At 71.8% G+C, this 15,870-nt stretch carries 9 protein-coding genes; 4 read left to right on the top strand and 5 right to left on the bottom strand.

What is annotated here, in order from left to right; all coding sequences use genetic code 11:
- Positions 1-70: 70 nt before the first annotated feature.
- Positions 71-862 carry a sugar phosphate isomerase/epimerase family protein gene (locus tag H6X67_RS04695; protein ID WP_249368502.1) on the top strand — a complete coding sequence of 264 codons (792 nt, stop codon included), beginning with the start codon at positions 71-73 and terminating at the stop codon, positions 860-862.
- 53 nt (positions 863-915) lie between these two features.
- Here H6X67_RS04695 and H6X67_RS04690 read toward each other — a convergent pair whose 3' ends face one another.
- A complete protein-coding gene (locus H6X67_RS04690; protein ID WP_249368501.1) occupies positions 916-2,469 on the bottom strand; it encodes a nucleoside hydrolase-like domain-containing protein in 1,554 nt (517 codons plus the stop codon).
- A 200-nt stretch (positions 2,470-2,669) separates the two neighbouring features.
- Between H6X67_RS04690 and H6X67_RS04685 the strand changes: the two genes are divergently transcribed.
- Positions 2,670-3,677 (top strand): sugar phosphate isomerase/epimerase family protein, encoded by a 1,008-nt coding sequence (locus H6X67_RS04685; protein ID WP_249368500.1) that lies wholly within the window; start codon positions 2,670-2,672, stop codon positions 3,675-3,677.
- 160 nt (positions 3,678-3,837) lie between these two features.
- Here H6X67_RS04685 and H6X67_RS04680 read toward each other — a convergent pair whose 3' ends face one another.
- Positions 3,838-5,106 carry an ATP-binding protein gene (locus tag H6X67_RS04680; RefSeq protein WP_249368499.1) on the bottom strand — a complete coding sequence of 423 codons (1,269 nt, stop codon included), beginning with the start codon at positions 5,104-5,106 and terminating at the stop codon, positions 3,838-3,840.
- A 305-nt stretch (positions 5,107-5,411) separates the two neighbouring features.
- Between H6X67_RS04680 and H6X67_RS04675 the strand changes: the two genes are divergently transcribed.
- Positions 5,412-7,160 (top strand): ABC transporter ATP-binding protein, encoded by a 1,749-nt coding sequence (locus H6X67_RS04675; protein WP_249368498.1) that lies wholly within the window; start codon positions 5,412-5,414, stop codon positions 7,158-7,160.
- A gap of 2 nt (positions 7,161-7,162) precedes the next feature.
- On the top strand, positions 7,163-9,136 hold the full coding sequence (locus tag H6X67_RS04670) for an ABC transporter ATP-binding protein (protein WP_249368497.1): 1,974 nt from the start codon (positions 7,163-7,165) through the stop codon (positions 9,134-9,136).
- Positions 9,137-9,270: 134 nt separating this feature from the next.
- On the opposite strand, the gene H6X67_RS04665 is transcribed toward H6X67_RS04670, so the two are convergent.
- The 3 genes from H6X67_RS04665 to H6X67_RS04655 form a co-directional block, all read right to left on the bottom strand.
- A complete protein-coding gene (locus H6X67_RS04665) occupies positions 9,271-11,712 on the bottom strand; it encodes a glycoside hydrolase family 3 N-terminal domain-containing protein (protein ID WP_249369857.1) in 2,442 nt (813 codons plus the stop codon).
- A 96-nt stretch (positions 11,713-11,808) separates the two neighbouring features.
- On the bottom strand, positions 11,809-12,960 hold the full coding sequence (locus H6X67_RS04660) for a family 43 glycosylhydrolase (RefSeq protein ID WP_249377059.1): 1,152 nt from the start codon (positions 12,958-12,960) through the stop codon (positions 11,809-11,811).
- Positions 12,957-15,851 (bottom strand): alpha-L-rhamnosidase, encoded by a 2,895-nt coding sequence (locus tag H6X67_RS04655; protein ID WP_249368481.1) that lies wholly within the window; start codon positions 15,849-15,851, stop codon positions 12,957-12,959. The genes H6X67_RS04660 and H6X67_RS04655 overlap by 4 nt, the downstream gene beginning before the upstream one ends.
- Between the last annotated feature and the right edge of the window lie 19 nt (positions 15,852-15,870).

Here is a 15,870-nt window from a genome sequence, read left to right as displayed (position 1 = left end):
GCACGTGACCCGTGACACCCTGGCGGCGAGCACGTCCACCGCCCGCGACGGGCACGCCCGAGGAGCCACCATGAGCATCAGCCTCCAGCTGTACAGGCTGCGCGACACCTTCTTCACCGACATGGCGGGCACACTCGCCACCGTCCGCGAGATCGGCCTGGAGCAGGTCGAGGCCTTCGCCTTCGACCGGGTGCCCACCGAGTACCGCGCCGCGCTCGACGCCGCGGGCCTGAGCGCCGCCTCGGGCCACGCCGGCCTGGTGGACGCCGAGGACGTCGCCCGCACGCTCGACGCCGCCGCCGAGGTCGGCATCGGCCTGCTCATCGACCCGATGGTGCCGGCGGCCCGCTGGGCCCGGGCCGAGGATGTGGCGCGCACCGCCGAGCGGCTCAACGAGGTCGCCGCCCTGGCCGCCCCGATGGGGATCGAGGTCGGCTACCACAACCACTCCTGGGAGACCTCGACCCTCCTCGACGGCCGTCACGCCCTGGAGGTGCTGGCCGACTCCCTCGCCCCGCAGGTGCGCCTCGAGGTGGATGCGTACTGGGCCAGCGTCGGCGGGGCGGACACGCCCGCGCTGCTGCGGCGTCTGGGCGAGCGGGTCGCGGCCCTGCACATCAAGAACGGCGTGGTCCCGGCCGAGCCGCCGGTCATCCCGGAGGCGATGGAGGAGGTCATGGCGGTCATCGGCCCGATCACGAGGGCGCAGAAGCCGGCCGGCGAGGGCGACATCGACCTCGAGGCCGTCCTGGCGGCAGCCCCGCAGGACACGATCAAGGTCATCGAGCTCGACGACTACGACGGCGACGTCCTCGACGCGGTGAGGGCCTCCTACGCCTGGTTGTCCGAGCGCGGCGCCTGAGGGTGTCCTGAGGGACCGGCGCCCGCCGGCACACTCCCCTCAGGCAGCCCCGCTCAGGCGACGGTGACGATGACGCGGGCGTAGCGCGTGAAGGGTGGGCGCCCCTCGGCGGGCCGGTCGGTGACTTCGGCGATGAGGTGGACCTGGGTGCCCGGCTCCGCGTCCGCGGGCACAGTGAGGGTGCAGGCGCCGTCGCCGTCGTCGGACAGCGCCAGGGGCGTGCCCTCGGGCAGCGGGTGCCGCCCGGCCTCCGGGTAGGCCCACCAGCGCAGGTCGACGCCGTCGCCGTCGGGGTCCGTGGCCGTGGCCCTCAGGGTCAGGCTCTCGCCGGGGGCGGCGCTGCGGGTCAGGCCCCCGGCCACCTCCACGAGGGGCGGGTGGTTGGCGTCCTCGAAGCGCTCGGCGACGGACCAGGCGAGGCGGCCGGCGAGCTCGTTCTGGATGGCGCGCCAGAAGCGGGCCACCATGTACTCGAAGGGCGGCTCGGCGTCGGCCGGGGCTCCGGGGACGCGGTCGCGCTCGCGCACCGCGGGCACGTGGCCGGGCTCGGGGGCCCCGGTGAGCACCATGCCGGTGGAGTAGGTGGCGCGGGCGCCAGGGTCGAGGCTCTGGCGCCCGCCCCAGCCGCCGAAGGTCGCGTCCTCCCAGGAGCGCAGCCCGTTGTCGAAGAGGAGGGCGGCGTTGGAGGAGTCCCCCTCGGAGATCCAGGCGCCGGGCTCCTCGAGGGTGGAGAAGAGCATGTAGCCCTGGGCGCGCAGCTCCTCCTCGCTCACGTCCCTGAGCCCGAAGTAGTCCTCGGCGTCGAACCCGGCGGCCATCTGCTTGCCGTCGCCCCACACGCGGTAGGCGGCTCCCATGGGGCCGACGGCGCTCACGTGCTCGCGCATCCAGCCGGGTGACAGGGTCTCGGCGTCCTCGGGCAGGACGGACAGGCGGGCGGCGTAGCCCCAGATGAGCGTGGCGACCTGGCGGAGCTCGACGTCGGGCCACACGCGCTCGATGTAGGTGCGCCAGGTGGCGTCCTGCTCCCCGAAGGCGGTGATGACCAGGCGCTCGCCCAGGCGGGCGCGCCCGCCCTCGGCCTCTGTGGACGGGAGGGAGGACAGGGCGGCGTCGGTGTCAAGCAGGGCGCGGGCGATGGTGTTGAGGCCGCCCCAGGCGGAGACGAAGAGCGGGCGGGCGGCGTCCTCGCCGTCGGCGGCCGTGGCGCAGTCGAGCAGGGCGTCGGTGATGAGCCGGGAGCCGGGGGTGGTCTCGCGCATGTCCCCGACCTCGTCCACGTTGCCCAGCGCGGTGATGGAGCGCAGGTACGCGGCCGTGGGGTAGCGGGGGTCGTGCAGGCGCAGGGTGTCCTCAACCTGGGCGTAGGCGTTGACGGCCTGGTCGATGTGGAGGATGTCGCCGGGGGCGGGCCAGCGGAAGGGGGCCACGCCCCTGGCGGCGCAGCCGCGGTGGTGGGGGCCGGAGGCGGAGTAGACGAGGCCGATGAGGTCGAGCTCGTTGGCGTGCAGCAGGAGGCGGAGCATCGAGTTGAGGTCGTCGAGCTCGGGGTCGGTGGTGACGATGACTCGGGGCGCGTCGGTGCGCGGGTAGGGCTGTCGCAGCATCCACCCATGCTGCCGGAGGGGGCCCGGCGCGTCCAGGCACGAGGACGCCCCTTCCGTCCTGGCGGACCGGAAGGGGCGCGTGCGGAGGAACCGCGGTGAGCCGGAGGGCCGGGTGTCAGCGCCTCCTGCGGTGCTTACCGTCACACCATCGCGACCGTCGTCGTCGCCGTCCTCGATCTTGTTTGCGAAGGAGCAGTGTCATGCCCAGGAACATCAACCTCTTCACCGGCCAGTGGGTGGACCTGCCCTTTGAGCAGGTGTGCACCCTGGCCCAGGGCTGGGGCTTCGACGGCCTGGAGGTGCCCGTGGCCGGCGACCACCTCGACGTCTACCGCGCCGCCGAGGACGACGCCTACTGCCGCCAGTGGAAGGACAACCTCGCCCGCCACGACCTCGACGTCTACGCCATCTCCAACCACTCCACCGGCCAGGCCGTCTGCGACGACCCCATCGACTTCCGCCACCGCGCCCTGCTGCACCAGCGCGTCTGGGGCCCCGGCGAGTCCGACGCCGAGGGAGTGCGCCAGCGGGCCGCCGACGAGCTCAAGCTCACCGCCAAGGTCGCCGCCAAGCTCGGCGCCAAGGTCGTCACCGGCTTCACCGGATCCAAGATCTGGAAGTACATCGCCATGTACCCACCCGTCGGCTCCGACGTCATCGCCGACGGCTACGAGGACTTCGCCCGCCGCTTCAACCCCATCATGGACGTCTTCGACTCCGAGGGCGTCACCTTCGCCCTCGAGGTCCACCCCAGCGAGATCGCCTACGACTACTGGACCACCAAGACCACCCTCGAGGCCATCGACCACCGCCAGGCCTTCGGCATCAACTGGGACCCCTCCCACATGATCTGGCAGGGCATCGACCCCGCCGTCTTCCTGGCCGACTTCGCCGACCGCATCTACCACGTGCACTGCAAGGACACCAAGACCCACTTCGACGGACGCAACGGACGCCTCTCCAGCCACCTGCCCTGGCACGACGCCCGCCGCGGCTGGACCTTCGTCTCCGCCGGCCTGGGCGACGCCGACCTCGACGGCTACTTCCGCACCCTCAACCAGATCGGCTACACCGGCCCCATCTCCATCGAGTGGGAGGACTCCGGCATGGACCGCCTCACCGGCGCCCCCCTCGCCCTGGCCTACGCCCGCAACCACGTCTACGACCTGCCCGACGCCGCCTTCGACTCCCACTTCGACAACCGCTAAACACACACCCCACAACCAACCGCCACACCCCACACCCCCAGATCCTCGGTTCGCGCTCGAGCACCACCCCAACCCCCAGGAACCCCGAACACAAACCGAGGACCTCGACAGGCGATAGGAGGAACGCCGCGCACCGATCCGCGTCCTCTCGGCTACCCGGTCACGGGCGCAGCGCGTCCAGAGGGAAGGTCAGCGTGCCGTCGGGCAGCGTGGCCGTGAAGCCGGTTCCGGTGATCACCGCTCTGAACGCCGGCGGTGGTGCATCGAGTTGCGCGACCGCTTGCACCAGCCGCGCTGCTCCCGCAGACACCTGGCCTCCGCCGAGTTTGACCTCCACTGCAGCCCATGCGCCATCCGGCATGGTGATCACGGCATCGATCTCGTGCCCGTTCGAGTCGCGGTAGCGGTACACGCGGCCACCCGCCGCCTCTGCGTACACGAGCAGATCGTGGACGACGGCGGACTCGAACAGGAAGCCGAGAGTCTCCAGGTCGCGCTTCAGCCGGGCGGCACCGGCGCCCAGCGCAGCAGCAGCCAGAGCCGGGTCGGCGAGATGGTAGGCGCTGCTGCGGCGCAGCCTCGCCTTGGAGCGTAGCGCGGTTGTCCACGGCGGCACGGCCTCGACTACGAACACACGTTGCAGCAGCTCAAGCAGCTTGGCGACCGTGGCCTCGGACGGCGCAGGCAGCACACGGGCAATATCCCGGCGCAGCGTCGCCTGCGAGACATCGGTCGCCGTGGAGCGGGCCAGCGCCGCCAACATCTGCTCTACGAGGACGGGTTCAGAGCGCAGCATGGCAAGTCTTCCCAAGTCGGTGGTGGCCGTGTCCCGCAGATAGCCGGTCAGGGCGCGCGTGCGCACCGCGGCGGTGGCGTTGCGCAAGGCCGGAAAGCCCGGAATCAGCAGGTTGTCGACAACGTCGGCGAGCGAGCTGGCGTGCATTGACGAGGTCAGGTCCGAGCCGGCGAAGAGGTCGCACAGCCTGACGCCTGGGCTTGTCAACTCACCGGTCTTCTCCGCCCACGTCATGGTGCGCTGGCGTATGCGAACGAATCGGCTCGCCCCGGTGTGCCTGATGGAGTCGGCGGTGGGCACAGCCGAGCCGGTGAGGATGAAGCGCCCGGGCTGGTTCGAGAAGTCGACTGCGCGGCGAGCCAGGTTCCAGACCTGCGGGACGGTTTGCCACTCGTCGAGCAACCGCGGAGCCTCACCTTCAAGCAGCATGCGGGGGTCGACGTCGGCGGCAGCCTGCGCCTCGGGGGTGTCGAGCAAGACATACGAGCCAGCGTGGTGCAGGCCGGTCATGGTCTTACCGCACCCACGAGGCCCCTCCAGCACGACGGCGCCGACCGACTTGAGGGTCTCGGCGACCGTCACGTCGACGGCGCGCGGAAGGTACGCGATGCCCGCCTCCTGTTCTGTTTCCATGCCCACAACATAGACGAAGATGGGGATTTGCAGGGTCTTTAAGTAGGGGTTTGCTGGACTCGAAGGTAGGAGATTGCAAACGGCATTGGACGCGCCGACCGGCATGGCTCACACCAAGGGCTCGGCGGGCAGGGGTGCCGTCGACTGGCCGCCACCGAGCGGACCACACTGCGCCATCAGCACGCACTCCCCCGCCCGAGATCCTCGGTTCGCGCTCGAGCACCACCCCAACCCCCAGGGACCTCGAACGCAAACCGAGGACCTCGACAGGTGAGACAGGGGCGGGGAAGCGCGACAATCACCGCATGACAATCGTTCGCACCCTCGCGCGCAGCGTCCGCGAGTACCGCCGGGCCTCCCTCATGGCTCCCCTGTACATGGTGGGCGAGGTGGTCCTCGAGTGCCTGCTGCCCTTCCTCATGGCGGCGCTCATCGACACGCTCACCGGGCAGAGCATGGGGCCGGTCCTGAGGATCGGCCTCCTCCTCGTCCTCATGGCCATGGCCTCGCTCGCCTGCGGCACGCTCAGCGCCGTGCGCGCCGCCACCGCCTCCGCGGGCCTGGCGCGCAACCTGCGCGAGGACCTGTTCGCCCGAGTCCAGGAGCTGTCCTTCGCGGACATCGACCACTTCTCGACGTCCTCGCTCGTCACCCGCATGACCACGGACATCACCAATGTCCAGATGGCCTACCAGATGATCATCCGGGTCGCCGTGCGCGTGCCCCTCATGGTCCTGTTCTCCGTGGTCATGACCCTGACGATCAACGCGCGCCTGGCCCTCATCTTCCTCATCATGCTGCCCCTGCTCGGCGGGGCGCTCATCGGCCTGGCCGCCTACGTCTTCCCCATCTTCCGCAGGATCTTCAAGAAGTACGACGCCCTCAACAACTCCGTCCAGGAGAACGTCTCCGCGATCCGGGTGGTCAAGTCCTTCGTCACCGAGGAGCACGAGAAGACGCGCTTCCGGGCCGCCTCGCAGGAGGTCCGCGCCGACTTCACCTACGCGGAGAAGGTCCTGGCACTCAACAACCCGGTCATGATCCTGTTCATCTACGTGGCCCTCATGCTGGTGAACTACCTGGGTGCGAGCGTCGTCGTCTCCTCGGGCGCCACCGAGCTCACCACCGGCGAGCTCTCCTCCCTCATGACCTACGGCGTGCAGATCCTCGCCTCCATGATGATGCTGGCCTTCATCTTCGTCATGGTCTCGATGTCGGCGGAGTCCGCCACCCGCATCGCCGAGGTCCTCGACCGCGCCCCGTCACTGACCTCCCCGACCGGCGGGCTCACTCAGGTGGCCGACGGCGAGGTCCGCTTCGAGGGGGTGTCCTTCCGCTACTCCGAGGACGCCGAGTCCGACGCCCTGTCCGGCATCGACCTCACGGTCCCGGCGGGCTCCACCCTCGGAGTCGTCGGCGGCACCGGCAGCGCCAAGACGACGCTCATCCAGCTCATCTCCCGCCTGTACGACGTCACCGAGGGGCGGGTGAGCGTCGGGGGCGTGGACGTGCGCGACTACGACCTCGAGGCCCTGCGCGACCAGGTCGCCGTCGTCCTGCAGAAGAACGTCCTGTTCGCGGGGACGGTCAAGGAGAACCTGCGCTGGGGCGACCCCGGGGCCACCGACGACGAGCTCGTGCGCGCCTGCCGCCTCGCCCAGGCGGACGAGTTCGTCCGACAGCTGCCCGACGGCTACGACACCCGGACCGAGCAGGGCGGCACGAACGTCTCCGGCGGCCAGAAGCAGCGCCTGTGCCTGGCCCGGGCCCTGCTCAAGCGCCCCAAGGTGCTCATCCTGGACGACTCCACCTCCGCCGTCGACACCCGCACGGACGCCCTCATCCGCCGGGCCCTGAGCGAGGAGGCCCCGGAGACGACGACGATCATCATCGCCCAGCGCCTGGCCTCCGTGGAGCACGCGGACCACATCATCGTCCTGGACGACGGGCGGGTCCTCGAGCAGGGCACTCACGACGAGCTCATGGCCCTGGGGGGCGAGTACCAGCAGATCTACGCCTCCCAGAACCGCTCCGACGACGAGGAGGCCGCCTGACCATGGCGCGCACCGATGCCACCGCGCGCCCCGCCCCGGGCGCCGACACCCAGGACGTCTCCCAGACCGGCCGCCGGGCCGGGACCGCCTCGGGCACCGCCACCGCCGGGCGGCTGCTGCGCTACGTGCTGCGCCACTACCGCTGGCGGGTCGCCGTCGTCGTCGTCTGCGTCGTCATCGCCTCGGTGGCCTCGACGGTCGCCGCGGTCTTCATGCAGCGCGTCGTCGACGAGGTCATCACCCCGGGCCTGGCCGCCGGCGGCCTCGCGCCGGTCGCGGGCACGCTCACCTCGATCATCACGATGATGGGCGTCGTCTACGCCCTCGGGATCATCTGCACCTTCGTGTACTCGCGCCTCATGGCCGTGGTGACCCAGGGCACGCTCAAGCACATGCGCGACGACATGTTCAACCGGATGCAGTCCCTGCCGATCCGGTACTTCGACACGCACGCCCACGGCTCGGTGATGTCGACCTACACCAACGACACCGACGCCGTGCGCCAGCTCATCGGCCAGTCGGCGCCCACGCTCATCCAGTCGCTGCTCACGCTCGTGGCGATGCTCGCGATGATGCTCTACTACAGCCTCTGGCTCACGGTCCTCGTGGTGCTCGCGACCGTGGTCATGGTGGTGGCGACCCAGCGGATCGGCGGCGCCTCCTCGCGCTTCATGGTGGCCCAGCAGGAGTCGCTGGCGACCGTCGAGGGCTTCATCGAGGAGATGATGGACGGGCAGAAGGTGGTGCAGGTCTTCAACCACCAGGAGGCCGCCAAGGCGGACTTCCACGTGCTCAACAAGCGGCTCTTCGAGGACTCCTCGCGGGCGAACGCCTACGGCAACGTCCTGGGCCCGGTGATGGGCAACCTGGGCAACCTCCTGTACGTGCTCGTCGCCGTCGTCGGGGGCCTGCTCATCCAGCTCGAGGTCACCAACATCGGCTTCTCCGGCATGGGGACCGTCACCGTGGGCATCATCGTGTCCTACCTCAGCATGGTCCGCCAGCTGTCCCAGACAATCGGCAACGCCGCCCAGCAGGTCGCCTTCATCGCCATGGGCATGGCGGGCGCGGGCCGCGTCTTCGCGCTCATCGACGAGGAGCCGGAGCAGGACGAGGGCTACGTGGGGCTCGTCAACGCGCGGGTGACGGCCGACGGCGAGGTCACGGAGAGCGCCGAGCGCACGGAGGAGTGGGCCTGGCGCCACCCGCACCGGGCCGACGGCACGGTGACGTACACGCGCCTGCGCGGGGAGATCGTCATGGAGCACGTGAGCTTCTCCTACGACGGCGTCACGCAGGTCCTGCACGACGTGAGCCTGTACGCCAGGCCCGGCCAGAAGATCGCCTTCGTCGGCGCCACGGGCGCGGGCAAGACGACGATCACGAACCTCATCAACCGCTTCTACGAGATCGACGACGGCAAGATCCGCTACGACGGCATCAACATCACGAAGATCGCCAAGGGGGACCTGCGCCGCTCGCTGGGCGTCGTCCTGCAGGACGTCAAGCTGTTCACGGGCACCGTCATGGACAACATCCGCTACGGGCGCCTGGACGCCACGGACGAGGAGTGCGTGGCGGCGGCGCGGCTGGCGAACGCGGACGGCTTCATCCGCCGCCTGCCGCACGGCTACCAGACGGTGCTGGCGGCCAACGGCTCGAGCCTGTCCCAGGGGCAGGCCCAGCTGCTGTCGATCGCGCGCGCGGCGGTCGCGGACCCGCCGGTGATGATCCTGGACGAGGCGACGAGCTCGATCGACACGCGCACGGAGGCGCTGGTGCAGGCCGGCATGGACAACCTCATGGCGGGGCGCACGGTCTTCGTCATCGCCCACCGCCTGTCCACGGTGCGCAACTCGGACGCCATCATGGTGCTCGACCACGGGCGCATCATCGAGCGCGGCAGCCACGACGAGCTCATCGCCGCCCGGGGCACGTACTACCGGCTGTACACGGGGGCCTTCGAGCTGGAGTGAGGGTCTCCCTCCCGCCCTCCCGCCACGAGCTCGAGGGCTGCGTCGCGAGCTCGAGGGTTGCGGGCTCGAACTCGCGACCGAACCCTCGAGCTCGCGATAGCGGGCGGGGAGGGAGCAGGCGGGGAGAGGCCGGCTCAGCGCTGCCAGACGGAGGGCGCCCACAGCGCCCGCCGGCGCGGGTCGACGGCGGCCGTCGCGCTCACCCGGAAGAAGGCCTCGGCGCGCACGTCCGCGCTGGAGGAGCCCACGCGCAGGTCGATGTCGCCGGCCTCGACCACCCACCGCATGTCCCCGTCGAGCAGGGCGAGCAGGTCCGGCGTCACGGTGAAGGCGACCTGGCTGCTCTGCCCGGGCTCGAGCTCGACGCGCTGGAAGCCGAGGAGCTCCTGGACGGGGCGGACCGTGGAGGCGTACCGGTCCGAGCCGTAGAGCTGGACGACCTCCGTGCCCGCCCGTGCCCCGGTGTTCGTCACGGTGACGCGGGCGGTGAGAGCGCCGTCGGGCGCGACCTCGGCCGCGCTCAGCTCGAGCGCCCCGTACTCGAAGCTCGTGTAGCCCAGCCCGTGGCCGAAGGGGTAGCGGGGCGTGTGAGGCATGTCGACGTACTCGGGGAAGCCGACGCTGCCCGCCTGGTGCCACTGGGAGCCGTGGGGGTGGTTGTGGTACACGGGGACCTGCCCGGCGCTGCGGGCCACGCTCACAGGCAGGCGTCCCGACGGCGAGATCTCGCCCACGAGCAACTCGGCCACCGCCTGCCCGCCGGCCTCGGCCGGGTTCCAGGCCTCGACGAGGGCGCCCAGCCGGTCGGCTGCGTCGGAGGAGACGGGGCGCCCGTCCATGTGGACGCCGACGGCGGGCACACCGAGCTCGACGACCTGGCGCAGCAGCCCCTCCTGGGTGTGCGGCAGGCCGATGCCGGTGGCGTCCACCCCCTCCCCCATGGTGGCGATGGAGGCGGTGCCGTTCTTGCCGCCGAGCATGAGGACAACGAGGTCGGCGCGCCGCGCCTCGCGCAGGGCCTCAGCCCAGTGCTCCTCGCTGGCGCCGGCAACCTCGTAGCCGCGCACCCACCTCACCTCACTGCGGGGCAGGCGCTCGCGCAGCTCGTCGAGGACGCTGCGCGCACCGGGGTGGAAGGCGGCCAGGACGGCGTCGAACTCGGGGGCGTCGTCGGACTGGACGGGTGTCCCGGGGATGGTCGGGTAGGTGGCCTGCTCGCCGGCGGCGGCCGCCTGGACATCGATGGTGCCGGCCATGGAGCTGCGGGCGGCGAGCAGCCCCTCGGCCATGGACTGGTGGGAGTAGCCGGCGAAGTGGAAGCGCGGCTGGATCGCCTGGGGGCCGACGACGAGGACCCGCCGGGGCGCGTCGGGCCCGGTGGGGATGGGCAGGGTGCCGTCGTTGGTGAGCAGGACGAGGGACTCGCGGGCGCTGCGCAGGGTGACGGCGCGTGCGGCCCGGCGGGCCTCGCCCTCGAAGGCGGCGGCCAGGCGCGTGCCGTCCCAGGCGAAGGGGTCCTCGAACAGGCCCATGCGGAACTTGGCGGTGAGGACGCGGGTGACGGCCCGGTCGAGCAGGGCCGTGTCCGCCTCGCCGCTCTCGAAGCGCTCGACGAGCTCGTCGTTGTAGCACTGGGGCACCGGCCACTCGACGTCGAGGCCGGCCGCCAGGGCCTGGTGCCCGGCGTCGGTGAGGGACTCGGCGGCGCGCTGGTAGGCGTGCATGTTGCCGATGGCCCCGTAGTCGGCGACGACGGTGCCCTCGAAGCCCATCTGCTCGCGCAGGAGCCCGGTGAGCAGGCGCCGTGAGCCGGAGACGACCTCGCCGTTGACGGCGTTGTAGCAGGGCATGACGCCCTTGAGGCCGGCGTTGATGGCGGCCTGGAAGGGCTTGGCGTAGACCTCTCCCAGGAGCCGGTCGGTGACGGGGGCGTGGGCGCCGTGGATGCCGCCCTCGGAGGCGTGGAAGCCGAGGAAGTGCTTGGCGACGGCGTCGGTGCGCCGTCCTGCGCCGTCCTCGGACTGCAGGCCGCGGATGAGGGCGGCGCCCAGGGCGCCGCCGAGGGTGGGGTCCTCGCCGTAGGACTCGCCGTAGCGGCCCATGCGGGGGTCGCGGGTGACGTCGAGGACAGGGGCCAAGGAGTAGGTGATGCCGAGCGCCCGCTCCTGGGAGGCGACGACGCGGCCGATCTCCTCCTCGAGCCCGGGGTCGAAGGAGGCGCCGCGGCCGATGGCGTTGGGGAAGGAGGTGGCGCCGGGCAGGTAGGCGCCGCACAGGGCCTCCATGTGGAAGACCGCTGGCACCCGGTGGGGCTGGAGCGCCATGACCCGCTTCTGGAGGTCGCGCTGGTAGGCGATGGCCTCGGCCATGTCCGTGACCTGGCGCAGGGACAGCGTGGAGACGTGCCCGGTGCCCAGCGGCATGAGGGCGCCCAGGGCGTCGCTGTGGACGTCGTCGCTGGTGCGGGTCATGACGCACTGGAGCTGGGCCATCTTCTCGGCGGTGGACATGCCGGCGAGCAGGGCGGCGGCGCGCTCCTGCGGCGTGAGCCGGGTGTCCATCCAGGGCTGGGTCATGCGAGGGTCCTAGTCTGTCGTGGTCCGGCCCGGGTCGGGCCGTGGCCTGTGGGTGGGCGTGGGTGTCCGTGGCCTGTGGGTGTGTCCGGCTGCGGCTCAGGCGTCCGGGTAGTCGTCGGGCGACCACTCGTCGTGCCAGTCGATGAGGGCCCGCTCTCCGTCGAAGCGCAGGGGCAGCCACACGTAGTCCGCGACGGCGGTGTCGGCGCCGTCGAGCTCGTACAGGGAGGCCCGGACCTCAGGGGTCTGGGGCTGCTGCGTGAGGCGGCGGGCGTCGATGACCTGCCCGCCCATGGGCCTGAAGCGCTGGGCGAAGCCCTCCTGGACCATGGCGGCGTCGCCGTCCCAGGCGGGCAGCCAGCGGTCCGCAAGCGCGATGTAGAGGTCCTTCTTGCCGGGGACCTTGAGGACGCTGGAGACCTGGGAGTGGTAGGAGGTGCGGGTGGGGTCGTCCGGGTGCGGGTCGCCCTGGACGCTCCAGGGGCCGTGGTAGGTGGGGGCGGTGGCGACCATGGAGGCGTTGGGCAGGTAGCCGGTGGTGCCGGAGGTGATGAGGTAGTGCAGCCCGCCGCGCTCGAAGTGGACGGGGGCCTCGCGCACGTAGGGCGGCTGGGCGAGGGGGAAGTGGGTGGAGTAGTAGCCGGTGACGTCCTGGTAGTCGGCGATGAGGTCGGCGCAGATGAGCTCTGAGTGCACGCGCTCGAAGTAGTAGTAGCCCTTGGCGTCGGTGGGGTCGATAACGAGGTCGAAGTCGCCGGCGTTCATGCCCAGAGGCCTGAGGTCGCGGCGCACCATCCGGTAGGGGCCGAGCACGTGCTCGCTCACCAGGACGGTGGAGCGCTGTCCGCGCGCTCTCATGACCTTGACCCAGCAGACGTAGAGCCCGCTCTCCTCGTGGTGGACGATGTGGGGACGGTCGAGGCAGGCGCTGGGGTGCAGCGGGGAGGTGGGGTCCTCGAGGTCGGGCGGGATGATGGTGCCGCAGTCCTGCCAGCTCATGAGGTCGGTGGAGCGGTAGGCGCGCACGCCCCAGTGCCAGACGCGCCCGTCGGGGGTGGTGCGCTCCTTGTTCTCGCCGTACCAGTAGTAGACGCCGTCGACGACGATGACGCAGCCGCCGTGGGCCTGGATGCGCTTGCCCTCGGTGTCGTACCAGGGACGGCCCGGGGTGATGGAGCTGCGGTGGCCGGCCCGTTCGGGGTGGGGCAGGCTGTCGGGGTGGATCGGGGGGAGGTCGGGGGTGCTCATACGGTGGTGCCCCCTTCACGCTCCGTGGCGCGGACGATGACGGCTTCGATGCGCTCACGCAGGCCTTTCGGAGCGAAGCGCGGGTCGGGCGTGAGCTCCCAGGCGATGGCGGAGGCCGGGGAGTCGAGGAGCGGCTTCATGCGGCGCGCGAGCTCGGCCGAGCCGATGGCGAGGTTATCGGCGTCGGCCATGACGGCGACGAGCTCGCCCCAGGTGTCGGCGTCGTCGATGAGGTCGCGGACGGTGAGGACCGGACCGCAGCCGGCGTCGGGCAGCGGAGCGCTCAGCTCGTGGTGGCCGTGGGCGACCTCGACGGCCTCGGCTCCGGGCAGGCGGATGGTCCCCGTCATGCCCACGGGCAGGTCGGCCTCAAGGTGGAGGTCGCCGTCGGACACCTGCCAGGAGACGCTGACCTCACCGTAGGGGCTCAGGTGGCTGGCGGCCGCGGAGGTGATGCCCGCCAGCGGGACGGGGGCGAGGCTGACGCGGCGCCAGCCGGGGGCGGCCGGGGCGAGGCCCGCCAGGCCGCGGTGCAGCCAGTCGGCGACGGCGCCCAGCGCGTAGTGGTTGAAGGAGGTCATCTCACCGGGGTTGACGGAGCCGTCGGGGAGCATCGAGTCCCAGCGCTCCCAGATCGTCGTCGCCCCCATCGTCACCGGGTAGAGCCAGGAGGGGCACTCGGTCTGGGTGAGCAGGCGGCCGGCGACGTCGACGTGACCGGTGGCGACGAGGGCGGGCAGGACGAGGGGCGTGCCCACGAAGCCTGTGGCGATGCGGAAGCCGGACAGGCGTACGAGGTCCGCCAGGCGCTGCCCGGCGAAGTCGCGCTGCGCGGGGGTCTCGAGCAGGTCCCAGACGATGGCCTGGGCGTAGACGGTCTGGGCGTCGGAGTGGATGCGGCCGGCGGGCGTGACGAAGGCGCGGTTGTAGGCGGCGCGCACGTCCTGGGCGAGGCGGGAGCAGCGCTCGGCTGCCGCCTCCTCGCCCAGGAGGGCGGCGGCCCGGGCGACGAGGTGGGCGGAGCGGGCGAGGTAGGCGGTGGCGACGACGTCGGGGTCCGCCTTGGCGTCGGCGGGGCGCTCCGGTGGGGCGGTGGGGTCGAGCCAGTCGCCGAACTGGAAGCCGCCGGACCACACGAGGTCCTCGCCGGCGAGGGCGGCCTCGCGCTCCACCCAGGCGGTCATGGAGGGCAGCTGGGCGCGCAGGACCTCGAGGTCCCCGCTGGCCTCGTACAGGTCCACCGGGACGGTGGTGGCGGCGTCCCCCCAGGCGGCCGCCGACGGCTCCTGCGTGGAGGAGGGCATGAACATGGGCACGACGTGCGGGACGGAGCCGTTCTCGTGCTGCTCGGCGCGCAGGTCGGTGAGCCAGGAGGCGAGGAAGGAGATGGTGTCGAAGAGGAAGGAGGCGGTGGGGGCGAAGGCCTGGATGTCGCCGGTCCAGCCCAGGCGCTCGTCACGCTGGGGGCAGTCGGTGGGGATGGAGACGAAGTTGCCGCGCGTGGACCACACGGTGTTCGCGTGCAGCCGGTTGAGCAGGTCGTCCGAGCAGGTGAAGGAGCCGGTGGGCTGCATGTCGGAGCCGATGACGACGAGGCTGACGTCCTCGGGGGCGAGGTGGGGCACGCCGGTGACCTCGGCGTAGCGCAGGCCGTGAAGGGTGAGGGTGGGCTCGAGGACCCGCTCGGCGGGGCCGTCGAGGACCCAGGTGTCGGTGGCGCGGGCGGCGCGCAGGGGGCGGGTGGCGAGCTCGCCGTCCTCCAGGACCTCCGCGTGGCGCAGGGTCACCTCGGTGCCGGCCTCCAGCCCACGCACGGTCAGGCGCACGACGCCGACGGCGTTCTGGCCGAAGTCGACGAGGGTGCGCCCGCTCGGAGAGGTCCAGACCCTCCGGGCGGGCAGCAGGCCGGTGGGGCGGACGAGGGGGGCGGACTGCGGGACGAGGGCGATGGTGGCGGACTCGTCCTCACGGGTGGCGGCGGGGACCACCTCCACAGGGTGGGTGGAGGCCCCGTCGTCGGCCGGCCCGGTGAGGTCGGGCGCCAGCCGGAGGTCGGTGCTCTGGCCGTCGTAGAGGTCGTCGGCCGTGACCGCGGACTCGTGGGCCGTCCAGGTCCCGTCGTCGGCGGTGGCGATGACGGTGAGGGCGCCGTCGGGCCCGGTGAGCTCGAGCTGGGCGGCGAGCGCCAGGCGGGTGCCGAAGCGCTGCGTCATGCCGAAGTAGCCGACGTGGCCGCGCCACCAGCCGTTGCCCAGCAGCACGTCGAGGGTGTGGGTGCCGGGGGTGAGGAGGTCGGTGACGTCCCAGGTGACGACCTGCAGGCGGTGGGCGTAGGAGGTCCAGCCGGGGTTGAGCACGGAGTCGTCCACGCGCGTGCCGTTGACCCTGGGCTCGATGAGGCCGTGGCCGGTGGCGCGCAGGCGGGCGCGGACGGTGCCGTTGGGGACCTCGAGCGTCCGGGAGATGACGGGGGCTCGGCCGCCGGGCTCACCGATGCCGACGGGGGCGATGAAGTCCGCCTGCCACTCGGAGGGGTCGAGCAGGGCGGCCTCGACCTCGACGGGCCGGGACCAGCCGGTGAGGGCGCCGTCGGTCCCGCGCAGGCGCACGCGCAGGGTGGCGCTCTCGCGGGAGGCGAGCGGCGCCGTCGGCCAGGGGACGAGGACCTGCTCGCAGGAGTCGACGGTGAGGGTCTGGACGGCGGTCGGCTGGGCGGTGCCCGTCCCGGCCGCGCCGCGGCTCACCTCGACCTCGTAGCCGGACTGCTCCCACCCGGCGGGGGCGCCGACGACGCACCAGGACAGGCGGGGCGTGGCGGTCTCGACGGCCAGGAGGCGGTCGGTGGGGCGGTGGTGCTCGAGGCGCAGGTCGGTGACCTGGATGGTGCTCAACTCGGACTCCTGTGCGGGT

Source organism: Actinomyces sp. AC-20-1 (assembly GCF_023369555.1).
Taxonomy (GTDB): Bacteria; Actinomycetota; Actinomycetes; order Actinomycetales; family Actinomycetaceae; genus Actinomyces.
Note: the sequence above shows the minus strand (reverse complement) of the source record. Positions and strands in the feature narration are given on the sequence as shown.

Coding starts and splice junctions, on each gene's coding strand:
- H6X67_RS04690 (WP_249368501.1), bottom strand. CDS start 2,469: ATGCTGCGACAGCCCTACCCGCGCACCGACGCGCCCCGAGTCATCGTC.
- H6X67_RS04660 (WP_249377059.1), bottom strand. CDS start 12,960: ATGAGCACCCCCGACCTCCCCCCGATCCACCCCGACAGCCTGCCCCAC.
- H6X67_RS04695 (WP_249368502.1), top strand. CDS start 71: ATGAGCATCAGCCTCCAGCTGTACAGGCTGCGCGACACCTTCTTCACC.
- H6X67_RS04685 (WP_249368500.1), top strand. CDS start 2,670: ATGCCCAGGAACATCAACCTCTTCACCGGCCAGTGGGTGGACCTGCCC.
- H6X67_RS04680 (WP_249368499.1), bottom strand. CDS start 5,106: ATGGAAACAGAACAGGAGGCGGGCATCGCGTACCTTCCGCGCGCCGTC.
- H6X67_RS04675 (WP_249368498.1), top strand. CDS start 5,412: ATGACAATCGTTCGCACCCTCGCGCGCAGCGTCCGCGAGTACCGCCGG.
- H6X67_RS04665 (WP_249369857.1), bottom strand. CDS start 11,712: ATGACCCAGCCCTGGATGGACACCCGGCTCACGCCGCAGGAGCGCGCC.
- H6X67_RS04670 (WP_249368497.1), top strand. CDS start 7,163: ATGGCGCGCACCGATGCCACCGCGCGCCCCGCCCCGGGCGCCGACACC.